The sequence below is a fragment of the Methylobacterium crusticola genome, from assembly GCF_003574465.1.
Taxonomy (GTDB): Bacteria; Pseudomonadota; Alphaproteobacteria; order Rhizobiales; family Beijerinckiaceae; genus Methylobacterium; species Methylobacterium crusticola.
The window spans coordinates 1-15,259 of sequence record NZ_QOWC01000201.1 but is presented as its reverse complement, the minus strand read 5'-3'; the positions used below and the strand labels follow the sequence as shown (position 1 = coordinate 15,259).

Sequence of the window (15,259 nt, the reverse complement as noted above, 5' to 3'; positions counted from 1 at the left end):
CCGCGCCGGCCGCGGGGGCTGGCGATCCCGGAGCGGGCGGGGGAGTGAGCGCTCCCCGGCGCGTCGCGGGCGCGGGCGCGCCGCGCCCCGCGGGGGCGTCAGCCCGCGCCCGCGGGGGCATCAGCCCGCGCCCGCCCATCCGAGCGCCCGGCTGATCGCGGCGGCGACCTCCCGCACGTCGCCGACCAGGCGCTCCATGCGGGCCTCGTCCATGTACTGCGCGGTGCTCGAGACGCTGAACGCCGCGACGGTGGCGCCGCTCGCGTCCCGGATCGGCGCCGCCACGCACCGGACCTCGGGCTCGTTCTCCTCCTCGTCGAACGCGACCCCGCGCCGGGCGTAGAGCCGCATCCGGGCGAGCCAGGTCTCGAGGTCGCGGTCGCGGTGCGCCCCGCGGGCCGTGCCGACCTGGTAGAAGCCGCGCCAGCGCGCCTCGTCGAGGTCCAGGATCAGCGCCTTGCCGAGCCCCGTGGACCACACGGGCTGGCGCTCGCCCACCCGCGAGCTGATCTCGATGCGCCGCCGGCCCGGGATCTTGTCGAGGTAGAGGGCCCAGCCGTCCTCCAGCACCCCGAGGTGGATCGTGTCCTCGCACGATTCCGAGAGGCGCGCCAGGAAGGGCCGGGCCACCCGCGGCACCGTCATGGACTGGTGGGCCCGGAACCCGAGCTCCAGGAGCTTCGGGCCGAGGCCGTAGCCCTCGCGCGGCACGAAGTTCAGGTAGCGGCGCTCGACCAGGGCCGCGGCGAGGCGGTGGGTGGTGCTCCGGGTCGTGCCGAGGGCGGCCGACAGGGCCTGGAGGTCGGCCGCGCCCGAGGCCACGGCCTCCAGGATGTCGAGGCCGCGCAGGAGCGTCTGGCTTCCCGGCGCGCCGGCCCGCGCCGCCGCCGGGGCGGGAGCGGCCCGGCGATCCGGCCGGACGGTTGACGGCTTCGTCTCCATGCGCTTAGGTTCCCAAATAGAAGAACAGAGTCCCATTATATGGGATCTTCTGGGCCAACGCATCCCGCCCGGCCGGAGGACGCCGATGCTCGCGAACCTCCCCGACCACCGCCACCGCCGGCGCGGCGGCCCGGCGCCCGCACGGGCCCTGGCGCGCGCCCGGACGGCGCCCTCCGCGCGGCTCCTCCCGCGCTCCACGCACGCGTCACCAGGAAGGTTCCCGACATGAAGCTCCTGCGGTACGGCCCGGCGGGCCGCGAGCGGCCCGGACTGCTCGACCGGGACGGTCGCATCCGCGATCTCTCCGGTCACGTCCAGGACATCGGTCCGGATTGCCTGGCGCCGGAGGGACTGGCCGCCCTGGCCGGGCTCGACCCGGGCACGCTGCCCCCCGTCGAGGGCAACCCGCGCCTGGGAGTGCCGCTCGCCGGGGTGGGCAAGTTCATCGCCATCGGCCTGAACTACGCCGACCACGCGGCCGAGTCGAACCTGCCGGTCCCTCAGGAGCCCATCGTGTTCATGAAGGCGATCAGCTCGCTCAGCGGCCCGAACGACCCGGTGATGCTGCCGCGCGGCTCGGTGAAGAGCGACTGGGAGGTGGAGCTCGGGATCGTGATCGGGCGCCGCGCGGCCTACGTCGAGGAGGCGGAGGCGCTCGACTTCGTGGCCGGCTACTGCCTGGTCAACGACGTCAGCGAGCGCGAGTACCAGATCGAGCGCGGCGGCACCTGGGACAAGGGCAAGGGCTGCGACACCTTCGGTCCGGTCGGGCCGTGGCTGGTGACCGCCGACGAGGTCGGCGACCCGCAGGACCTCGGCCTGTGGCTCGACCTCAACGGCCGGCGCATGCAGACCGGCAGCACCCGGACCATGATCTTCGGCTGCGCCACGATCGTGAGCTACCTCAGCCGCTTCATGACCCTGATGCCCGGCGACATCGTCACCACCGGCACGCCCCCCGGCGTCGGCATGGGCGTGAAGCCCGACCCCGTCTTCCTGAAGGCCGGCGACGTCATGACCCTCGGCATCGACAAGCTCGGCACGCAGCGCCAGGACGTGACGGCCTGGCGCCGCACCGGGACGGAGGCCTGAGGACGATGGCGTACGACGACCGCTTCCAGGGCCGCACGGCCATCGTCACGGGCGCGGCCTCCGGCATCGGCCGGGCCGTCGCCGCCCGGCTGATCGCCGAGGGCGCGACGGTCGGCCTGTGGGACCTCGACGCGCAGGCGCTGGCGCGGACGCGCCGGGAGACCGGGGCGGCCGACGCGCAGGCCCTCGACATCGCCGACCCGGCCGCGGTCGCCCGCGCCATGGAGGCCGGGGTCGCGGCCCTCGGCGGGCGGCTCGACGTGCTCGTGTGCAGCGCCGGCATCACGGGGCCGAACACGACGGTGCGCGAGTACCCGGTGGAGGCCTGGCAGCGGGTGATCGACGTCAACCTGAACGGGCTGTTCTACTGCAACCGCGCCGCGGTGCCGGCGATGGAGGCCGGCGGCTACGGCCGCATCGTCAACGTGGCCTCCATCGCCGGCAAGGAGGGCAACCCGAACGCCTCGGCCTACAGCGCGTCGAAGGCCGGGGTGATCGGCCTCACGAAATCCCTCGGCAAGGAGCTGGCGAAGACCGAGATCCGGGTGAACTGCGTCACGCCGGCGGCGGTGCGCACGGCGATCTTCGACCAGATGACGCAAGGCCACATCGACTTCATGCTGTCCAAGATCCCGCTCGGCCGCTTCGGCGCCATCGACGAGGTCGCGGCGCTGATCTGCTGGCTCGCGAGCGAGGAGGCCTCGTTCTCGACCGGCGCCGTGTTCGACGTCTCGGGCGGGCGCGCGACCTACTGACCGACCGGCCCGGAGCCCGGAGGCGCCGGTCCCGGCGCGCCACCCCGCCGCGGCGGGCGGGCCGGCGCGCCCGGGCTCTCGAACCGGCTGACCACGAGACCCCGAGGAGGAACCATGAAGGCGGCCAACATCACGGGCGCGAGCGGGGCCGGCGCCGCCGGCGACGACGCGATCCGCCAGCGGGTGCTGTCCAGGCTGCGGACGCGCATCGTCCTCTACTGCTTCGTCCTGTTCATCATCAATTACCTCGACCGGGTGAACGTCGGCTTCGCCGCCCTTCACATGAACAAGGACCTCGGCCTCTCGGCCACGGCCTACGGGCTCGGCGCCGGGATCTTCTTCCTCGGCTACATCGCCTTCGAGATCCCGAGCAACATGATCATGCACCGGGTCGGGCCCCGGCGCTGGATCGCCCGCATCATGGTGAGCTGGGGCATCCTGTCCTGCGCCATGGCGTTCGTGCAGGGCGAGCTGAGCTTCTACCTGATGCGCTTCCTCCTCGGCCTCGCCGAGGCCGGGTTCGTGCCCGGCATCCTGCTGTACCTGACCTACTGGTTCCCGGCCCGCGACCGCGCCAAGGCGACGGCGGGCTTCATGACCGCGACCGTCCTGTCGAGCGTCATCGGGGCGCCGCTGTCCGGCTGGATCCTCGGCAGCAACCCGAACTGGCTCGGCCTCTCGGCCTGGCAGTGGCTGTTCATCCTCGAGGGCGCGCCCGCGATCATCCTCGGGGTCGTGACCTACTTCTACCTCGCCGACCGGCCGCAGGACGGCCGCTGGCTCGACGCGCAGGAGCGCGCCTGGCTCGTCGCGACGATCGACCAGGAGAACCGGCAGGTCGAGAGCGTGGGCTCCCACGAGTTCCGGACGATCTTTCGCGATCACCGGGTCTGGCTCCTGACGCTGATCTACATGTTCAACGCCGTCGCGGTGTACGGGGTGGTGCTGTGGCTGCCCCAGATCGTGCGCAGCATCGGCGGCCTGTCCGACGTCCAGACCGGGCTGGTGACGGCGATCCCCTTCGTGTTCGCGGCGATCGGGCTGATGCTGGTGGCGCGGAGCTCGGACCGCACCGGCGAGCGCAAGTGGCACACCGCCCTCTCGGCCCTCGCCGGCGGGGTGTTCCTGGCGGCGAGCGCGCTGGCGCCGACGCCCCTCGTCAGCCTGCTCCTGCTCTGCGCGGCCGCGTTCGGCGTCTGGGCCGTCCTCGGGGTGTTCTGGGCCCTGCCGACCCAGTTCCTCACCGGCGCCGCGGCGGCGGGAGGCCTCGCGATGATCAACGGCTTCGCGCAGGTCGGCGGCTTCGCGGGGCCCTACCTCGTCGGCTGGATCCGCGACGCGACCCAGAGCTTCACGCCGGCCCTGCTCACCCTGGCGGCGGGCCCGGTCATCGCCGCGCTGCTCTGCGGCTTCGTCTCCGTGAAGGCGTCCGGGATCGGCGCGGCGAGGTCCTCGCCCGCCGAGTGAGGGCGCCGGGGGCGGGGCCCCCACGGCCGAGGCGGCCGGCGCGGAGCCCGGCTGCCCGATGACCGGGCCGCGGGCCGGCCGGGGCCCGGGCCCCGCGCCGGCCTCAGCGCGCGGTCCGCGCCTGCGTCGGCTTGCGGGCCGCGAGGGCCGCCGCCCGGCCGGCCGCCGCGTAGAGGTTCAGGCGGGAATAGACGCCGAACGCGGAGCCGTCGTCCAGGAAGCCGCCGCCCGGCCCCTGCGTCTCGGTCAGGATGGCGTTGGCCTCCTCCAGCGTCAGCGACGGGAAGGCCGCCGTCAGGAGGTGGCCCGCCTCCGGGGCGAGCGCGCCGACGTCCTCGGGGCCCCGGGCGGTCTTCGCGTGCACGGTGGGCAGGCCGTAGGTCTGGGTCGCCTCGTACAGGGCCGCGTTGGCGGCCGGGTCCCTGAACCGGCCCGTGTCGGCCGCCGCGCAGGCCGCCACCGTGCCGCCGCAGCCCCCCTCGAGGAACGCCGTCAGGTCGGCCCGCGCGGCGTCGAGCGCCGCCCGGTAGTCCGTGATCGCGACGGCGCCATCCGTGGCCCGGCTCATCTCGCCGATGACGGCGGGGTTCTGGCGGACCTGCCCCACGTAGGCCGGGTGGTTGGCGAGCAGGTGGGCCACCGCGTGCAGGGCCACGGTCCGCCCGCCGAGCACGTCCATGGCGTAGTGCGCGCCCACGATGATGCGGTTGTTGCCGTACTCGGCGGCCCGCGCGATCATCTGCTGGTAGCGCTCCGGCACCAGGATCGCGAGGAGGAGCGACTCCGTGTAGCCGTAGGTGGTGTGGCCGCTCGGGTAGGAGGGGCTGTCCGTGAGGTTCTGGCTCGGCCCCACGAGCCAGTCCAGGCTCTGGGACGCCCGGCCGAAATAATCGTTGCCCCGGTAGGCGAGGAGGCGCGGCAGGGTCTGGAACGGCCGGGAATTGCCGAAGGCGTCGGCGCCCTGGCCGCCGGCCGGGCGCTCGTAGGCCTTGCCGAACACGTCCGGCGTCCCGCCGTTCGCCGCGTAGATGGCGGCGGCCTCCGCCGACACGGGCGTCTTGCCGTTGGTGGTCGCGTTGCCGAAGAAATACTTGCCGGCGTTCGAGTCGGCCTTCGTGATGTTGTTGGTGTAGCCGATCAGGTCCGCCACCGACTGGGACACGTTCGTGAAGGTCTTGAAGTCCTCGTAGCGGGCCTTGCCCTGGTAGGCGCCCGCGAGCGTCGTCCCCAGGCCGTCGGCCAGCTCGGCGGCGTTGCCGTCGGTGATGAAGCAGTCCCGCAGGGCGAGAAGCTGCTGCTCGGCGAGCGGCAGCAGGATGGGCTGCGGCGCGGAGCCGAACTGGATGGCCCCGGTCACGGTCAGGTTCGCCGCCAGGGCGGCCCGGCCCTCAGGCGTCCTGTCGAGGACGCTCACGGGGGCGAGCCCCCGCAGGGCCGTGATGTTCGGCCCGGTCTGCGCCCCGGCCCGGAGCGGGGCGAGGGCGCAGACGGCCGCGAGCCCGAACGTGATGACCTTGTGCATGGCGTACCGCCTCCCGGCTCGATCCTGCCGGCCGGGAGGAAACGATGGCGGCGCCCCGTTGTCCAGAACCCCCGTGGCGTCCCCGGCGGCGGGGGTCGGGCGCCGCGCGCCGCCGCCGCGGCCGTGCCCACCCGCCGGGGACCGCCGGGGCGTGCATCAAGTTTGCGCCCCGGCCCCCCGGGCCCGGCGACCGTCGATCGCCGAGCGCCGGCAAGGGCTTGGCCGGGGCGGCCGGCCCGCCCGGGGGGCGGCTCGCGGCGCGGATCTGCCGCCCGGGCGGGCCGGGCTGCCCGCGCGGAGGGCAGCCCGGCCCGGCGCACCATCGGCAAACTGTTGACAGTTTGCCGATGGTGCGGGAACCTGCGGGCGAGATCGGGGCGCGGCCGCGTCCCGGCGGGCCGGTGCCCGAGGCCCGCCTTGCCGGTGCCCGGGGCCCGCCTTGAGCCGAGGACGACGCCACGCGATGCGAGCCACACAACGCCTGAAAGCGATCCTCGCCCGCCGCGAGGCGGTGAGCGTGCCGGGCGCCGCGAACGCGCTGTTCGCCCGCGTCATCGAGGATCTCGGCTTCGAGGCCGTCTACGTGACGGGCGCCGGGGTCGCGAACATGCACCTGGGCGCCCCGGATATCGGGCTCACCAGCGTCACCGAGGTCGCCGCCGCCGTCTCGGCCGTGGCCGACGCCGTGGCGCTGCCCATCGTGGTCGACGCCGACACGGGCTTCGGCAACGCCGTCAACATGGTCAGGACCGTGCGGCTGCTGGAGCGGGCCGGCGCCGCCGGGATCCAGATCGAGGACCAGGTCTTTCCCAAGAAGTGCGGCCACTTCACCGGCAAGGACGTGATCTCGCGCGACGAGATGGTCCAGAAGGTCAAGGCGGCCGTCGACGCGCGCCGCGACGGCGACCTGCAGATCATCGCCCGCACCGACGCCCGCGCGGTCGAGGGCCTGGAGCGGGCGCTCGAGCGGGCGCAGGCCTACATCGAGGCGGGCGCCGACGCGACCTTCGTGGAGGCGCCGGTCTCGACCGACGAGCTCGGCCGCATCGCCGGCGCGCTGGCGGTGCCGCAGGTCGCCAACATCGTGTTCGGGGGCCGGACGCCGGACCCCGGGCGCGACGCCCTGGCCGGCATGGGGTTCTCGATCGTCCTCTACGCCAACGCGGCCCTGCAGGCCGCCCTGAAGGCCTCCTACGAGGTGCTCGGCGCCCTGCGGCGGGACGGGTCGCTGGCCGGGGTCGCCGACCGGCTCGCCTCGTTCGAGGAGCGCCAGCGGGCGGTCTCCAAGGACGCGTGGGACGCCCTCGAAGCCCGCTACCGGGCGGCTTGACGGTTCGGGAGGCCCCAAGCGATGAGCGCGAAGCCCTGGGACGGCCTCATCTCCGAGGAGGAGCAGAGAGCCTACAACGCCGCCGGATTCGGCCGCACCACCGGGCTCGGGCGCCGGCCCGCGCTCCTGATCATCGACGTGCAGTACCGCACGACCGGGACGGCGCCGATGCCGTTCTGGGAGGCGATCGAGGAGTACCCGACCTCCTGCGGCGACGTCGCCTGGGCGGCGGTGGAGCGCATCGGGCGGCTGCTCGCCCTCTTCCGCGAGCGCGGCTGGCCCGTCCTCTACCCCCTCGTCGCCCCCAAGGCGGCCTTCGACCGCGGCCGGCTCTCCGACAAGGTGCCGGCGATCATGAACGTCGCCGCCAAGGGCTACGAGTTCCCGCCGCAGGTCGCGCCCCGGGACGGCGACATCCTGCTGCCGAAGAAGCACCCGAGCGCCTTCTTCGGCACGCCCCTGGCGAGCTACCTCATCAACCTCCAGGCCGACAGCCTCGTGGTCACGGGCTGCTCGACGAGCGGCTGCGTGCGCGGCAGCGTCGTCGACGCCTTCGCGTACAATTTCCGGGTCCTCGTACCCCACGACGCCGTCTACGACCGCAGCGCCACCTCGCACGCCGTCAACCTGTTCGACATGGCCTCGAAATACGCGGACGTGATGGCGACCGACGAGGCCCTCGGGGCCCTGCGCGCCCTGCCGTGAGGGCGCCGCGCCCTGCCGTGAGGGCGCCGCGCGCGCCCGCGGCCGGGGCGCCCACGTGACGAACCGAGCCGCCGCAAGAGAGGGACCATGAGACAGAGTGCGTCAACCGTCAGCCGCCGCGCGCTCGTGGCGGGATCCCTCGCGCTGGCGGCCCTCGGCCCCCGGGCGGCCCGGGCCGAGGAGGCGCTGCGCTTCGGCATGGCGATGCCCCTGTCGGGCGGGCAGGCGACCTACGGCCAGGACCAGGTCAAGGCGGCCGAGTGGGCGGTGGCGGCCATCAACCAGGCGGGCGGGGTCGCCGGGCGCAAGCTCGAGATGATCGTGCTGGACACCCGCGCCGACCCGCAGGCCGGCATCCAGGCCGCCAACCGGCTGATCTCCGTCGACCGGGTGCCGGCCTTCGTCAGCGCCTGGTCGGCGGTGGTCAAGGCCATCGCCCCGGTGGCCAACGACAGCCGGACGGTCCAGCTCTCGGTGGGGGCCAACTCCGCCGACATCGCGCGGCTCGGCGACTACACCTACACCACGTTCCCGCTCGCCGCCGTCGACATCACGGCCGTGGCGAACTACGCCGCCCGGCAGATGGGGAAGAAGCGGGCGGCCGTCCTCTACATCAACAACGAGACCGGCACGGTCGCGGCCCAGATCTACCGCGACGTCTTCGCCAAGGCCGGCGGGCAGGTGGTCGCCTACGAGGCCTACGACCCCCGCGCCTCGGACTGGACCGGGCCGCTCCTCAAGGTCCGGGCCGCCCAGCCCGACATCGTCCACATCCAGGGCCTCGTCGCCGACACGCCCCAGGTGATCGCGCAGATGCGCCAGCTCGGCCTGACGCTGCCGGTCACGTCCTACTCCGCCGTCTACAACCCGAAGCTCATCGAGCAGCTCGGCAAGGCGGCCGAGGGGGTCATCGCCACCTCGCTCGCGCCCGGCGTGACCGACAGCCCCGCGGTGGCGGCCTACGTCGAGCGCTGGAAGAAGGAGGTCGGCCGGGAGCCGAACGGCCTGCCCTACACCCAGTACCTCTACGACGCCCCCTACCTCGTGGCCGAGATCTACCGGTCGCTCGCCGGCAAGAAGCTCGCGCTGACCGGCGAGAACGTCCGCAAGGAGATGATCGCGATCCGCACCTTCGACCTGCCGCTCACCGGCAAGCTCGTCATCAACGACGACCACACCGTCACCAAGCCCGTCTACCTGATGGAGGTGAAGGACGGGCGCTGGGTGCAGAAGGCCGTGGTCGAGTGAGGCGGGCGCGCCGCCGGCCGGGACGCAGCGGGGACCGATGCTGACCTTCGACACCATCGCGCAGGTCCTGTGGACGTCGTTCGCGACCTCGACCTGCCTCGTGCTCTTCGCGGTCGCCTTCGCGCTGGTGCTCAAGGTCAACCGCATCTTCAACTTCGCCCAGGCCGGCGTGATGACGGTGGCGTTCTACGCCGCCCACGGGGCGGTCTCGGGCGCGGGCCTGCCCGGCTGGTTCGGCTGCCTCCTGGCGCTCGCCGCCGCGGTGGCGGCGAGCGCGCTCCTCGAGGTGGCGGGCTTCCGCTCCCTGCGCCGGCGGCGGGCGACGCCGATGTTCGTCTTCATCTTCACGCTGATCGTCTCGGAGATGGTCGCCTACCTGGCGATGCTGGCCTTCGGCACCTGGCCGACCACGATCTTCCCGTCGCTGTTCTGGCCCGTGACCCTGGTGGGGGGCGTCGCGGTGAGCGCCTGGGACCTGCCGGCGATCGCCGGGATGCTCGCCTCCCTGGCCCTGCTGGCGGGCTTCCTGCGCCTGGCCAAGGCCGGCCGCTCCATGACGGCGGTGGCCGACAACCCGGACCTCGCCGAGCTCTACGGCATCGAGAAGGACCGGGTCTACCTCGTGACCGTCGTGGTCTCGGGCCTGCTCGTGGGGGTCGGCATGTGCCTGTACGGCTCCCGCGCCCAGGTGCAGCCGACGACCGCGATCGAGCTGATGCTGTTTGCCGTCGCGGCCACCATCATCGGCGGCATCGGCAACCTCTGGGGGGCGGCCCTGACCGCGGTGGCGCTCGGCATCGTGCAGAACGCCAGCGTGCTCTTCATCCCGGCCGAGTGGCAGGGCTTCCTGCTCTACGTCTTCCTGTTCCTGGCGATCGTGTTCCTGCCGAACGGCATCAGGCTGCCCGAGCGCCGGCGCGGCCTCGCCCGTCGGCTCGCGCGCGTCGACCTCGCGGCGGCCGACGGGGCCGGGCCGGCCGCGGCGGCAGGGCCGGCGGCGGCCACCCGGCGAGAGGCCTGACGACCATGGACTACCTCCTCACCCTGGCGATCCTGATCGGCCTCAGCGTCGCGCTGGCGTCGAGCTTCAACCTGATCATCGGCTACGCGGGCCTGATCTCCATCGCGCACCCGGTCTTCTACGCGATCGGGGCCTACGTCTCGGCGCTGCTCGCCCGCGACCACGGCGTGCCGGTGCCCCTCGCCATGCTGTGCGGCGCGCTCACGGCGGCGGTCGCCTCGGCGGCGGTCGCCCTGCCGTCCCTGCGCGTCTCGGGCGACTACCTGCTCATCGCCAGCATCGGCTTCCAGCTCGGCGTGCTCGAGGCGATCAAGAACGTGTCGGTCACCGGGGGGGCCGGCGGGCTCACCAACATCCCGCCCTTCCTGATCCACGAGGCCGGGCGCGGGGCCTACGCGGCCCTCGTCCTCGGCTTCGCCGCCCTGACGGTGTGGCTGAACCGGGCCATCGCGCACGGCCCCTACGGCCGGGCGCTCAGCGCCATGCGGGACGACGAGCTCGCCTTCGCGGGGCTCGGGCGCGACGCGGTCGCCATGAAGGTCGCGGTGTTCGCCTTCGGGTCCGGCGTCGCGGGCCTGGCGGGCGCGCTCTACGCCCACTACTTCCGGTTCGTCACGCCCGAGCAGTTCGAGATCCTGCAATCGGCCGCGCTCCTGACCATGGTGGTGGTGGGCGGGGTCCGCACCACCTGGGGACCGGTGCTCGGCGCGGTGCTGCTCCAGGCGCTGCCCCAGGCGATCACCTTCCTGGACCTGCCGTCCGCGCTCCTCGGCCCGCTCCAGGGCCTCCTGTTCACCGGGCTCGTCCTCGTCTTCATGTTCTGGCGGCCGCAGGGGCTGATCCCCGCCGGCGACGCCTGGCGCGCCTCCCGGCGGGAGGAGGCGTGATGGCCCCGGTCCCGGCCCCCGTCACGGCCCCGGTCCCGGTCCCGGCCCCCGTCCTGGCGATCGAAGGCCTCGACAAGCGCTTCGGCGGCATCGTGGTGGCGGACGGCATCGACCTCACCCTGACGGCCGGCCGCATCGTCGGGCTGATCGGGCCGAACGGCGCCGGCAAGACCTCGCTGTTCAACCTGATCTCGGGCGTGTTCCCGCCGGATGCCGGCACGATCCGCCTCGACGGCCAGCGCCTCGACGGGCTGGCGATGCACCGCCGGGCCGGCCTCGGCCTCGCCCGGACCTGGCAGAACCTGCGGCTGTTCCCCTCCCTGTCGGTCCTCGACAACCTGATGATGGGCCCGCGCTCCTACCCGGGCGAGCGGCTGCTGCGGCTCGCCCTCGACCCGGGCGGGGTGCGGCGCCAGGAGGACGAGACGCGCCGGCGCGCCCGCGCGGTGCTGGAGCGGACGCGGCTCGCCGGGGTCGCCGGGACCCGGGCCGCCGACCTCACGTTCGGCCAGCAGAAGCTCGTGGGCGTCGCCCGCGCGCTCATGAACGACGCCCGCTGCCTCCTCCTCGACGAGCCGATGGCCGGGGTCGAGGGGCAGGCCTACGAGATCATGCAGGCCGTGGTGCGGGAGGTGGCCGCGAGCGGGGTCGCGGTCTGCGTCGTCGAGCACAACGTCGCCTTCATCCGCGACCTCTGCGACGAGGGCGTGTTCATGTTCGCCGGCCGGGTGCTGGCGCGCGGGCCCGTCGGCACCCTGATCGCCGACCCGCGCCTGACCGAACTCTACTTCGGGACCTGAGACGATGCTGGAGATCCGTTCGCTCTCGGCCGGCTACGGCGCGCTCAACGCCCTCGAGGGCGTCAGCGCCCGGCTGCCGGCGGGGGCCAGGCTCGGCATCTTCGGCCATAACGGGGCCGGCAAGACGACGCTCCTGCGCTGCCTCGTGGGGGCGCACGCGGCCCGCGCGGGCGAGGTCGTGCTCGACGGCGAGCCCGTCCGGCCCGGCAACGTGGCGGCGACCGTGCGGCGGGGCATCGCCTTCGTGCCCCAGGGCCACAACGTCTTCCCGACCCTCACGGTGGCCCAGAACCTCGCCACGGCGGGCCTGCTGTTCGACGGCGGCTTCGCCGGCGAGGTGCTGCGGATCTTCCCGCTCCTCGAGGAGCGCCGCGGCCAGCGCGCCGGCTCCCTGTCGGGCGGCGAGCAGCAGATGTTGGCCCTCGGCATGGCGCTGATGACCCGGCCGAAATGGCTGCTCCTCGACGAGCCCTCGACGGGCCTCGCCCCCGTCATCGTCCGCGACGTGATGAGCCAGCTCGCGACGGTCAGCGCCGCCTTCGGGACCGGCCTCGTCATCGTGGAGCAGAACGTGCCGGCGACCCTGAAGGTGGTCGAGCACTGCCTGATCCTGAAATCCGGCCGGACGGTCTTCGAGGGCACCGCCGCGACCCTCGCGGCCAAGCCCGACCTCTGGGAGTGGTTCTGAGCCATGACGGGAACACGCGACGCAGGCGCCCGGGCGCTGAGCGCGGAGCACGCCCGCACCCTGATGGGGTGGGGCGCCGGGGCGGCGCGGGCCGGCCTGCCCGGGCCCGTGCGCGAGCGGGCCGCCCTCGTGCTCGCCGACGACCTCGGGGCGATGGCGGCGGCGGCCGGCGAGCCGGCGGTGGCGCGCCTGCGCGCCGTCCTGGCGCGGTCCTCGGGCCCCCCCGAGGCGACGGTGTTCGCGCCGGGCGCGGGGCGCCTCGACCGGGCCTCGGCCGCGAGCGCCAACGGCCTCGCGGCGGCCTGGTGCGAGCTCGACGAGGGCTACCGGGGCGTCCCCTGCCACGCCGGCGCCTACGTGCTGCCGGCGCTGCTCGCGGAGGCCGAGGCGGGGGACGCGACGGTGGCGCGCGTGCTCGCCGGCCTCGCCGTCGCCTACGAGATCACGGTGCGCTGCGCCCGCGCCTTCCCGTTCGCCACGATGAGCGTCCACCCCCACGCCGCCTACGCCACCATCGGGGCGGCGGCCGGCGTCGCGCTCGCCCGCGGCTTCGAGGCGGGCCTGCTGCTCGACGCGGTCTCGGGCGCGGCCAGCATGGCGTTCGCGGGTCCCTACGGCCACGCCATCGAGGGCGCGCTCGTGCGCAACGCCTGGACGTCCGCGGGCGCCTGGATCGGCCTGCGCGCCGCCGACTGGGCCGAGGCGGGGATCGCCGGCCTGCCGGAGACCTTTCACGACGTCTTCGCCGACGCCCTCGGCACCGGCTGCGAGCCGGCGGCGCTGACGCGGGGGCTCGGCACCGAATGGGCCATCGCCGGCGGCTACCACAAGGTCTTCGCCTGCTGCCAGTACGCCCACGCCGCCATCGAGGCGAGCCTGGAGCTGCGCCGGCGGCAGGGGGACGGCGCCCCGGACGCGATCGCCGAGATCGTGGTCGAGACCCATCCCCGCGGCCTGACCCTGACGACCGTCGAGCCCGCCACCGTGCTGGCGGCGAAGTTCTCCATGCCCCACGCCGTCGCGGCCGCCGCCGTGACCGGCACGGGCGGGCAGCCCGCCTTCGGCGAGGACGCCCTGCGCGATCCCGCGATCGCGGCCCTGCGCCGCCGGGTCAGGCTGGAGGCGCTGCCCGGGATCGGCCCGCCGCCCCGCGACCGGCCCTCGCGGGTGACCTGGCGGATGCGCGACGGCACCTCGGCGACGGCCCTGTGCGAGAGCGCCCGCGGCGGGGCCGACCAGCCCTTCGACACCGCCACGATGCTGGACAAGCTCGGCGACACGACCCGGGGTTTTCCCCGGATGGCGGCGGTGCTCGGGGCGATCGTGCGGGGCGGGGGCGACGACACCCCGTGGCGGGCCTGCGTGGCCGAGATGACGGGCGGGGGGAAGCGGTGAGCGGGGACGATCTCGACATCCTGGTGATCGGCGCCGGCGCCTGCGGGCTCGCCGCCGCGGTGGCCGGGCACGACGCCGGGGCGAGCGTGGCGGTGATCGAGAAGCAGGCGCGGCCGGGCGGCAACTCCTCCCTGTCGACGGGCTCGGTGCCGGCGGCGGGCAGCCGCTTCCAGCGCGCGGCCGGCATCGACGACGACCCGGCCCGCATGGTCCGCGACCTGATGGGCATCGCCCGCGAGACCGACGACCCGGCCCTGGTGGAGCGCCTCGCCGGCGTCTCGGCCGAGACCGTGGAGTGGCTCGTCGACGCGGTGGGGGCGCGGCTCGCCCTCGTCACCGCCTACAGGCACATCGGCCACTCGGTGCCGCGCCTGCACGCGCCGGTCTCGCGGCGGGGCCAGGACCTCGTGGACGACCTCCTGGCCGCCGTCGAGGCCCGCGGCATCCCGGTGGCGGTGGGCAACGGCGCCACCGACCTCATCGTGGAGGATGGCGCGGTCCGCGGCGCGCGCGTCAGCGTCGGCGGGGAGGGCGCGGAGATCCGGGCCGGCCGGACGATCCTCGCCCTCAACGGGTTCGCGGCCAATCCGGACCTCGTGCGGCGCTTCTGCCCGGAGATCGCCGGCGCGCCGTATTTCGGGGCCCGCGGCTCGACCGGCGAGGCGGTGCTGTGGGGCGAGCGGCTGGGCGCGGCCCTCGCCAACATGGCGGCCTACCAGGGCTACGCCGCCGTGGCCTACCCGCAGGGCAGCCTCCTGTCCTGGACCACCATCGAGAAGGGCGGGATCCTGGTCGGGCAGGACGCCCGCCGCTTCGGCGACGAGAGCCTGGGCTACTCGGGCTACGCCCGGGTCGTGCTGGCGCGCGGCGGCGACGCCTACGCGGTGTTCGACCAGGCGATCTTCGACGTCGCGGCGGCCGAGGAGGAGTTCATGGAGCTCTGGAGCTACGGCGGCCTCAAGCGCGGCGACACGCCGGCCGCGCTCGCCCGGGCCGTCGGCCTCGACGCCGCCGCCCTGGCGGACGAGATCGCGGCCCGCAACGCCGCCGCCGCCGGGACCGCGCCGGACCGCCACGGCCGGCGCGACTTCGGCCTCGGGCCGCTCGCGCCGCCCTTCTACATCGGCCGCGTCGTGCCGGGGCTCTTCCACACCCAAGGGGGCCTGCGGGTCGACGGCGACGCCCGGGTGCTGCGCCCCGACGGGACGCCGGTGCCGCACCTGTTCGCGGGCGGGGGCGCGGCGGCCGGGATCAGCGGGCGGGCGGGCGCGCTCGGCTACGCCTCCGGCAACGGCCTCCTGTCGGCGATCGCCCTCGGGCGCCTCGCCGCCCTCGCGGCGGCGCGGGACCTCGGGCGCGCGCCGTGACGCCCGCCCCCTCCCTCGCCCGCACCCTCGTGCGCCGCGC

General features: G+C 74.5%; 14 protein-coding genes. 12 read left to right on the top strand and 2 right to left on the bottom strand.

Annotation, left to right across the window (positions count from 1 at the left end; translation table 11 throughout):
• Positions 1 to 120: 120 nt before the first annotated feature.
• Positions 121 to 942 carry an IclR family transcriptional regulator gene (locus tag DT057_RS29935; protein WP_128565710.1) on the bottom strand — a complete coding sequence of 274 codons (822 nt, stop codon included), beginning with the start codon at positions 940 to 942 and terminating at the stop codon, positions 121 to 123.
• Between the two features lie 225 nt (positions 943 to 1,167).
• On the opposite strand from DT057_RS29935, the gene DT057_RS29930 reads away from it, so the two are divergent.
• From DT057_RS29930 to DT057_RS29920, 3 genes are all read left to right on the top strand, one after another.
• Positions 1,168 to 2,034 (top strand): 2,4-didehydro-3-deoxy-L-rhamnonate hydrolase, encoded by an 867-nt coding sequence (locus DT057_RS29930; RefSeq protein ID WP_128565709.1) that lies wholly within the window; start codon positions 1,168 to 1,170, stop codon positions 2,032 to 2,034.
• Positions 2,035 to 2,039: 5 nt separating this feature from the next.
• Positions 2,040 to 2,789, top strand: a complete 750-nt coding sequence (locus DT057_RS29925) for an SDR family oxidoreductase (protein ID WP_128565708.1) — start codon at positions 2,040 to 2,042, stop codon at positions 2,787 to 2,789.
• Between the two features lie 114 nt (positions 2,790 to 2,903).
• On the top strand, positions 2,904 to 4,256 hold the full coding sequence (locus tag DT057_RS29920; RefSeq protein ID WP_128565707.1) for an MFS transporter: 1,353 nt from the start codon (positions 2,904 to 2,906) through the stop codon (positions 4,254 to 4,256).
• 103 nt (positions 4,257 to 4,359) lie between these two features.
• Here the strand turns inward: DT057_RS29920 and DT057_RS29915 are convergent, their stop codons facing one another.
• Positions 4,360 to 5,778, bottom strand: coding sequence for a phosphatase PAP2 family protein (locus DT057_RS29915; RefSeq protein ID WP_128565706.1), 1,419 nt, complete (start codon positions 5,776 to 5,778; stop codon positions 4,360 to 4,362).
• Positions 5,779 to 6,241: 463 nt separating this feature from the next.
• On the opposite strand from DT057_RS29915, the gene DT057_RS29910 reads away from it, so the two are divergent.
• The 9 genes from DT057_RS29910 to DT057_RS29870 all read left to right on the top strand — a co-directional run bounded on the left by DT057_RS29910 (position 6,242) and on the right by DT057_RS29870 (position 15,219).
• Positions 6,242 to 7,108 carry an isocitrate lyase/PEP mutase family protein gene (locus DT057_RS29910; protein ID WP_128565705.1) on the top strand — a complete coding sequence of 289 codons (867 nt, stop codon included), beginning with the start codon at positions 6,242 to 6,244 and terminating at the stop codon, positions 7,106 to 7,108.
• 21 nt (positions 7,109 to 7,129) lie between these two features.
• Entirely contained in the window at positions 7,130 to 7,813 is a 684-nt protein-coding gene (locus tag DT057_RS29905; RefSeq protein ID WP_128565704.1) for an isochorismatase family protein, read from the top strand.
• Between the two features lie 87 nt (positions 7,814 to 7,900).
• A complete protein-coding gene (locus DT057_RS29900; RefSeq protein ID WP_128565703.1) occupies positions 7,901 to 9,061 on the top strand; it encodes an ABC transporter substrate-binding protein in 1,161 nt (386 codons plus the stop codon).
• Between the two features lie 37 nt (positions 9,062 to 9,098).
• Positions 9,099 to 10,082, top strand: coding sequence for a branched-chain amino acid ABC transporter permease (locus DT057_RS29895; protein ID WP_128565702.1), 984 nt, complete (start codon positions 9,099 to 9,101; stop codon positions 10,080 to 10,082).
• A gap of 5 nt (positions 10,083 to 10,087) precedes the next feature.
• Positions 10,088 to 10,969, top strand: coding sequence for a branched-chain amino acid ABC transporter permease (locus tag DT057_RS29890; protein WP_128565701.1), 882 nt, complete (start codon positions 10,088 to 10,090; stop codon positions 10,967 to 10,969).
• On the top strand, positions 10,969 to 11,769 hold the full coding sequence (locus DT057_RS29885; RefSeq protein WP_128565700.1) for an ABC transporter ATP-binding protein: 801 nt from the start codon (positions 10,969 to 10,971) through the stop codon (positions 11,767 to 11,769). Before DT057_RS29890 ends, DT057_RS29885 begins: the two co-directional genes overlap by 1 nt.
• Positions 11,770 to 11,773: 4 nt before the next feature.
• A complete protein-coding gene (locus DT057_RS29880) occupies positions 11,774 to 12,457 on the top strand; it encodes an ABC transporter ATP-binding protein (protein WP_128565699.1) in 684 nt (227 codons plus the stop codon).
• A 3-nt stretch (positions 12,458 to 12,460) separates the two neighbouring features.
• Entirely contained in the window at positions 12,461 to 13,852 is a 1,392-nt protein-coding gene (locus DT057_RS29875) for an MmgE/PrpD family protein (RefSeq protein ID WP_128565698.1), read from the top strand.
• On the top strand, positions 13,849 to 15,219 hold the full coding sequence (locus DT057_RS29870; protein ID WP_128565697.1) for an FAD-dependent oxidoreductase: 1,371 nt from the start codon (positions 13,849 to 13,851) through the stop codon (positions 15,217 to 15,219). Before DT057_RS29875 ends, DT057_RS29870 begins: the two co-directional genes overlap by 4 nt.
• Positions 15,220 to 15,259 lie beyond the last annotated feature (40 nt).

Coding starts and splice junctions, on each gene's coding strand:
- DT057_RS29880 (WP_128565699.1), top strand. CDS start 11,774: ATGCTGGAGATCCGTTCGCTCTCGGCCGGCTACGGCGCGCTCAACGCC.
- DT057_RS29930 (WP_128565709.1), top strand. CDS start 1,168: ATGAAGCTCCTGCGGTACGGCCCGGCGGGCCGCGAGCGGCCCGGACTG.
- DT057_RS29875 (WP_128565698.1), top strand. CDS start 12,461: ATGACGGGAACACGCGACGCAGGCGCCCGGGCGCTGAGCGCGGAGCAC.
- DT057_RS29935 (WP_128565710.1), bottom strand. CDS start 942: ATGGAGACGAAGCCGTCAACCGTCCGGCCGGATCGCCGGGCCGCTCCC.
- DT057_RS29920 (WP_128565707.1), top strand. CDS start 2,904: ATGAAGGCGGCCAACATCACGGGCGCGAGCGGGGCCGGCGCCGCCGGC.
- DT057_RS29905 (WP_128565704.1), top strand. CDS start 7,130: ATGAGCGCGAAGCCCTGGGACGGCCTCATCTCCGAGGAGGAGCAGAGA.
- DT057_RS29910 (WP_128565705.1), top strand. CDS start 6,242: ATGCGAGCCACACAACGCCTGAAAGCGATCCTCGCCCGCCGCGAGGCG.
- DT057_RS29890 (WP_128565701.1), top strand. CDS start 10,088: ATGGACTACCTCCTCACCCTGGCGATCCTGATCGGCCTCAGCGTCGCG.
- DT057_RS29925 (WP_128565708.1), top strand. CDS start 2,040: ATGGCGTACGACGACCGCTTCCAGGGCCGCACGGCCATCGTCACGGGC.
- DT057_RS29885 (WP_128565700.1), top strand. CDS start 10,969: ATGGCCCCGGTCCCGGCCCCCGTCACGGCCCCGGTCCCGGTCCCGGCC.
- DT057_RS29915 (WP_128565706.1), bottom strand. CDS start 5,778: ATGCACAAGGTCATCACGTTCGGGCTCGCGGCCGTCTGCGCCCTCGCC.
- DT057_RS29895 (WP_128565702.1), top strand. CDS start 9,099: ATGCTGACCTTCGACACCATCGCGCAGGTCCTGTGGACGTCGTTCGCG.
- DT057_RS29900 (WP_128565703.1), top strand. CDS start 7,901: ATGAGACAGAGTGCGTCAACCGTCAGCCGCCGCGCGCTCGTGGCGGGA.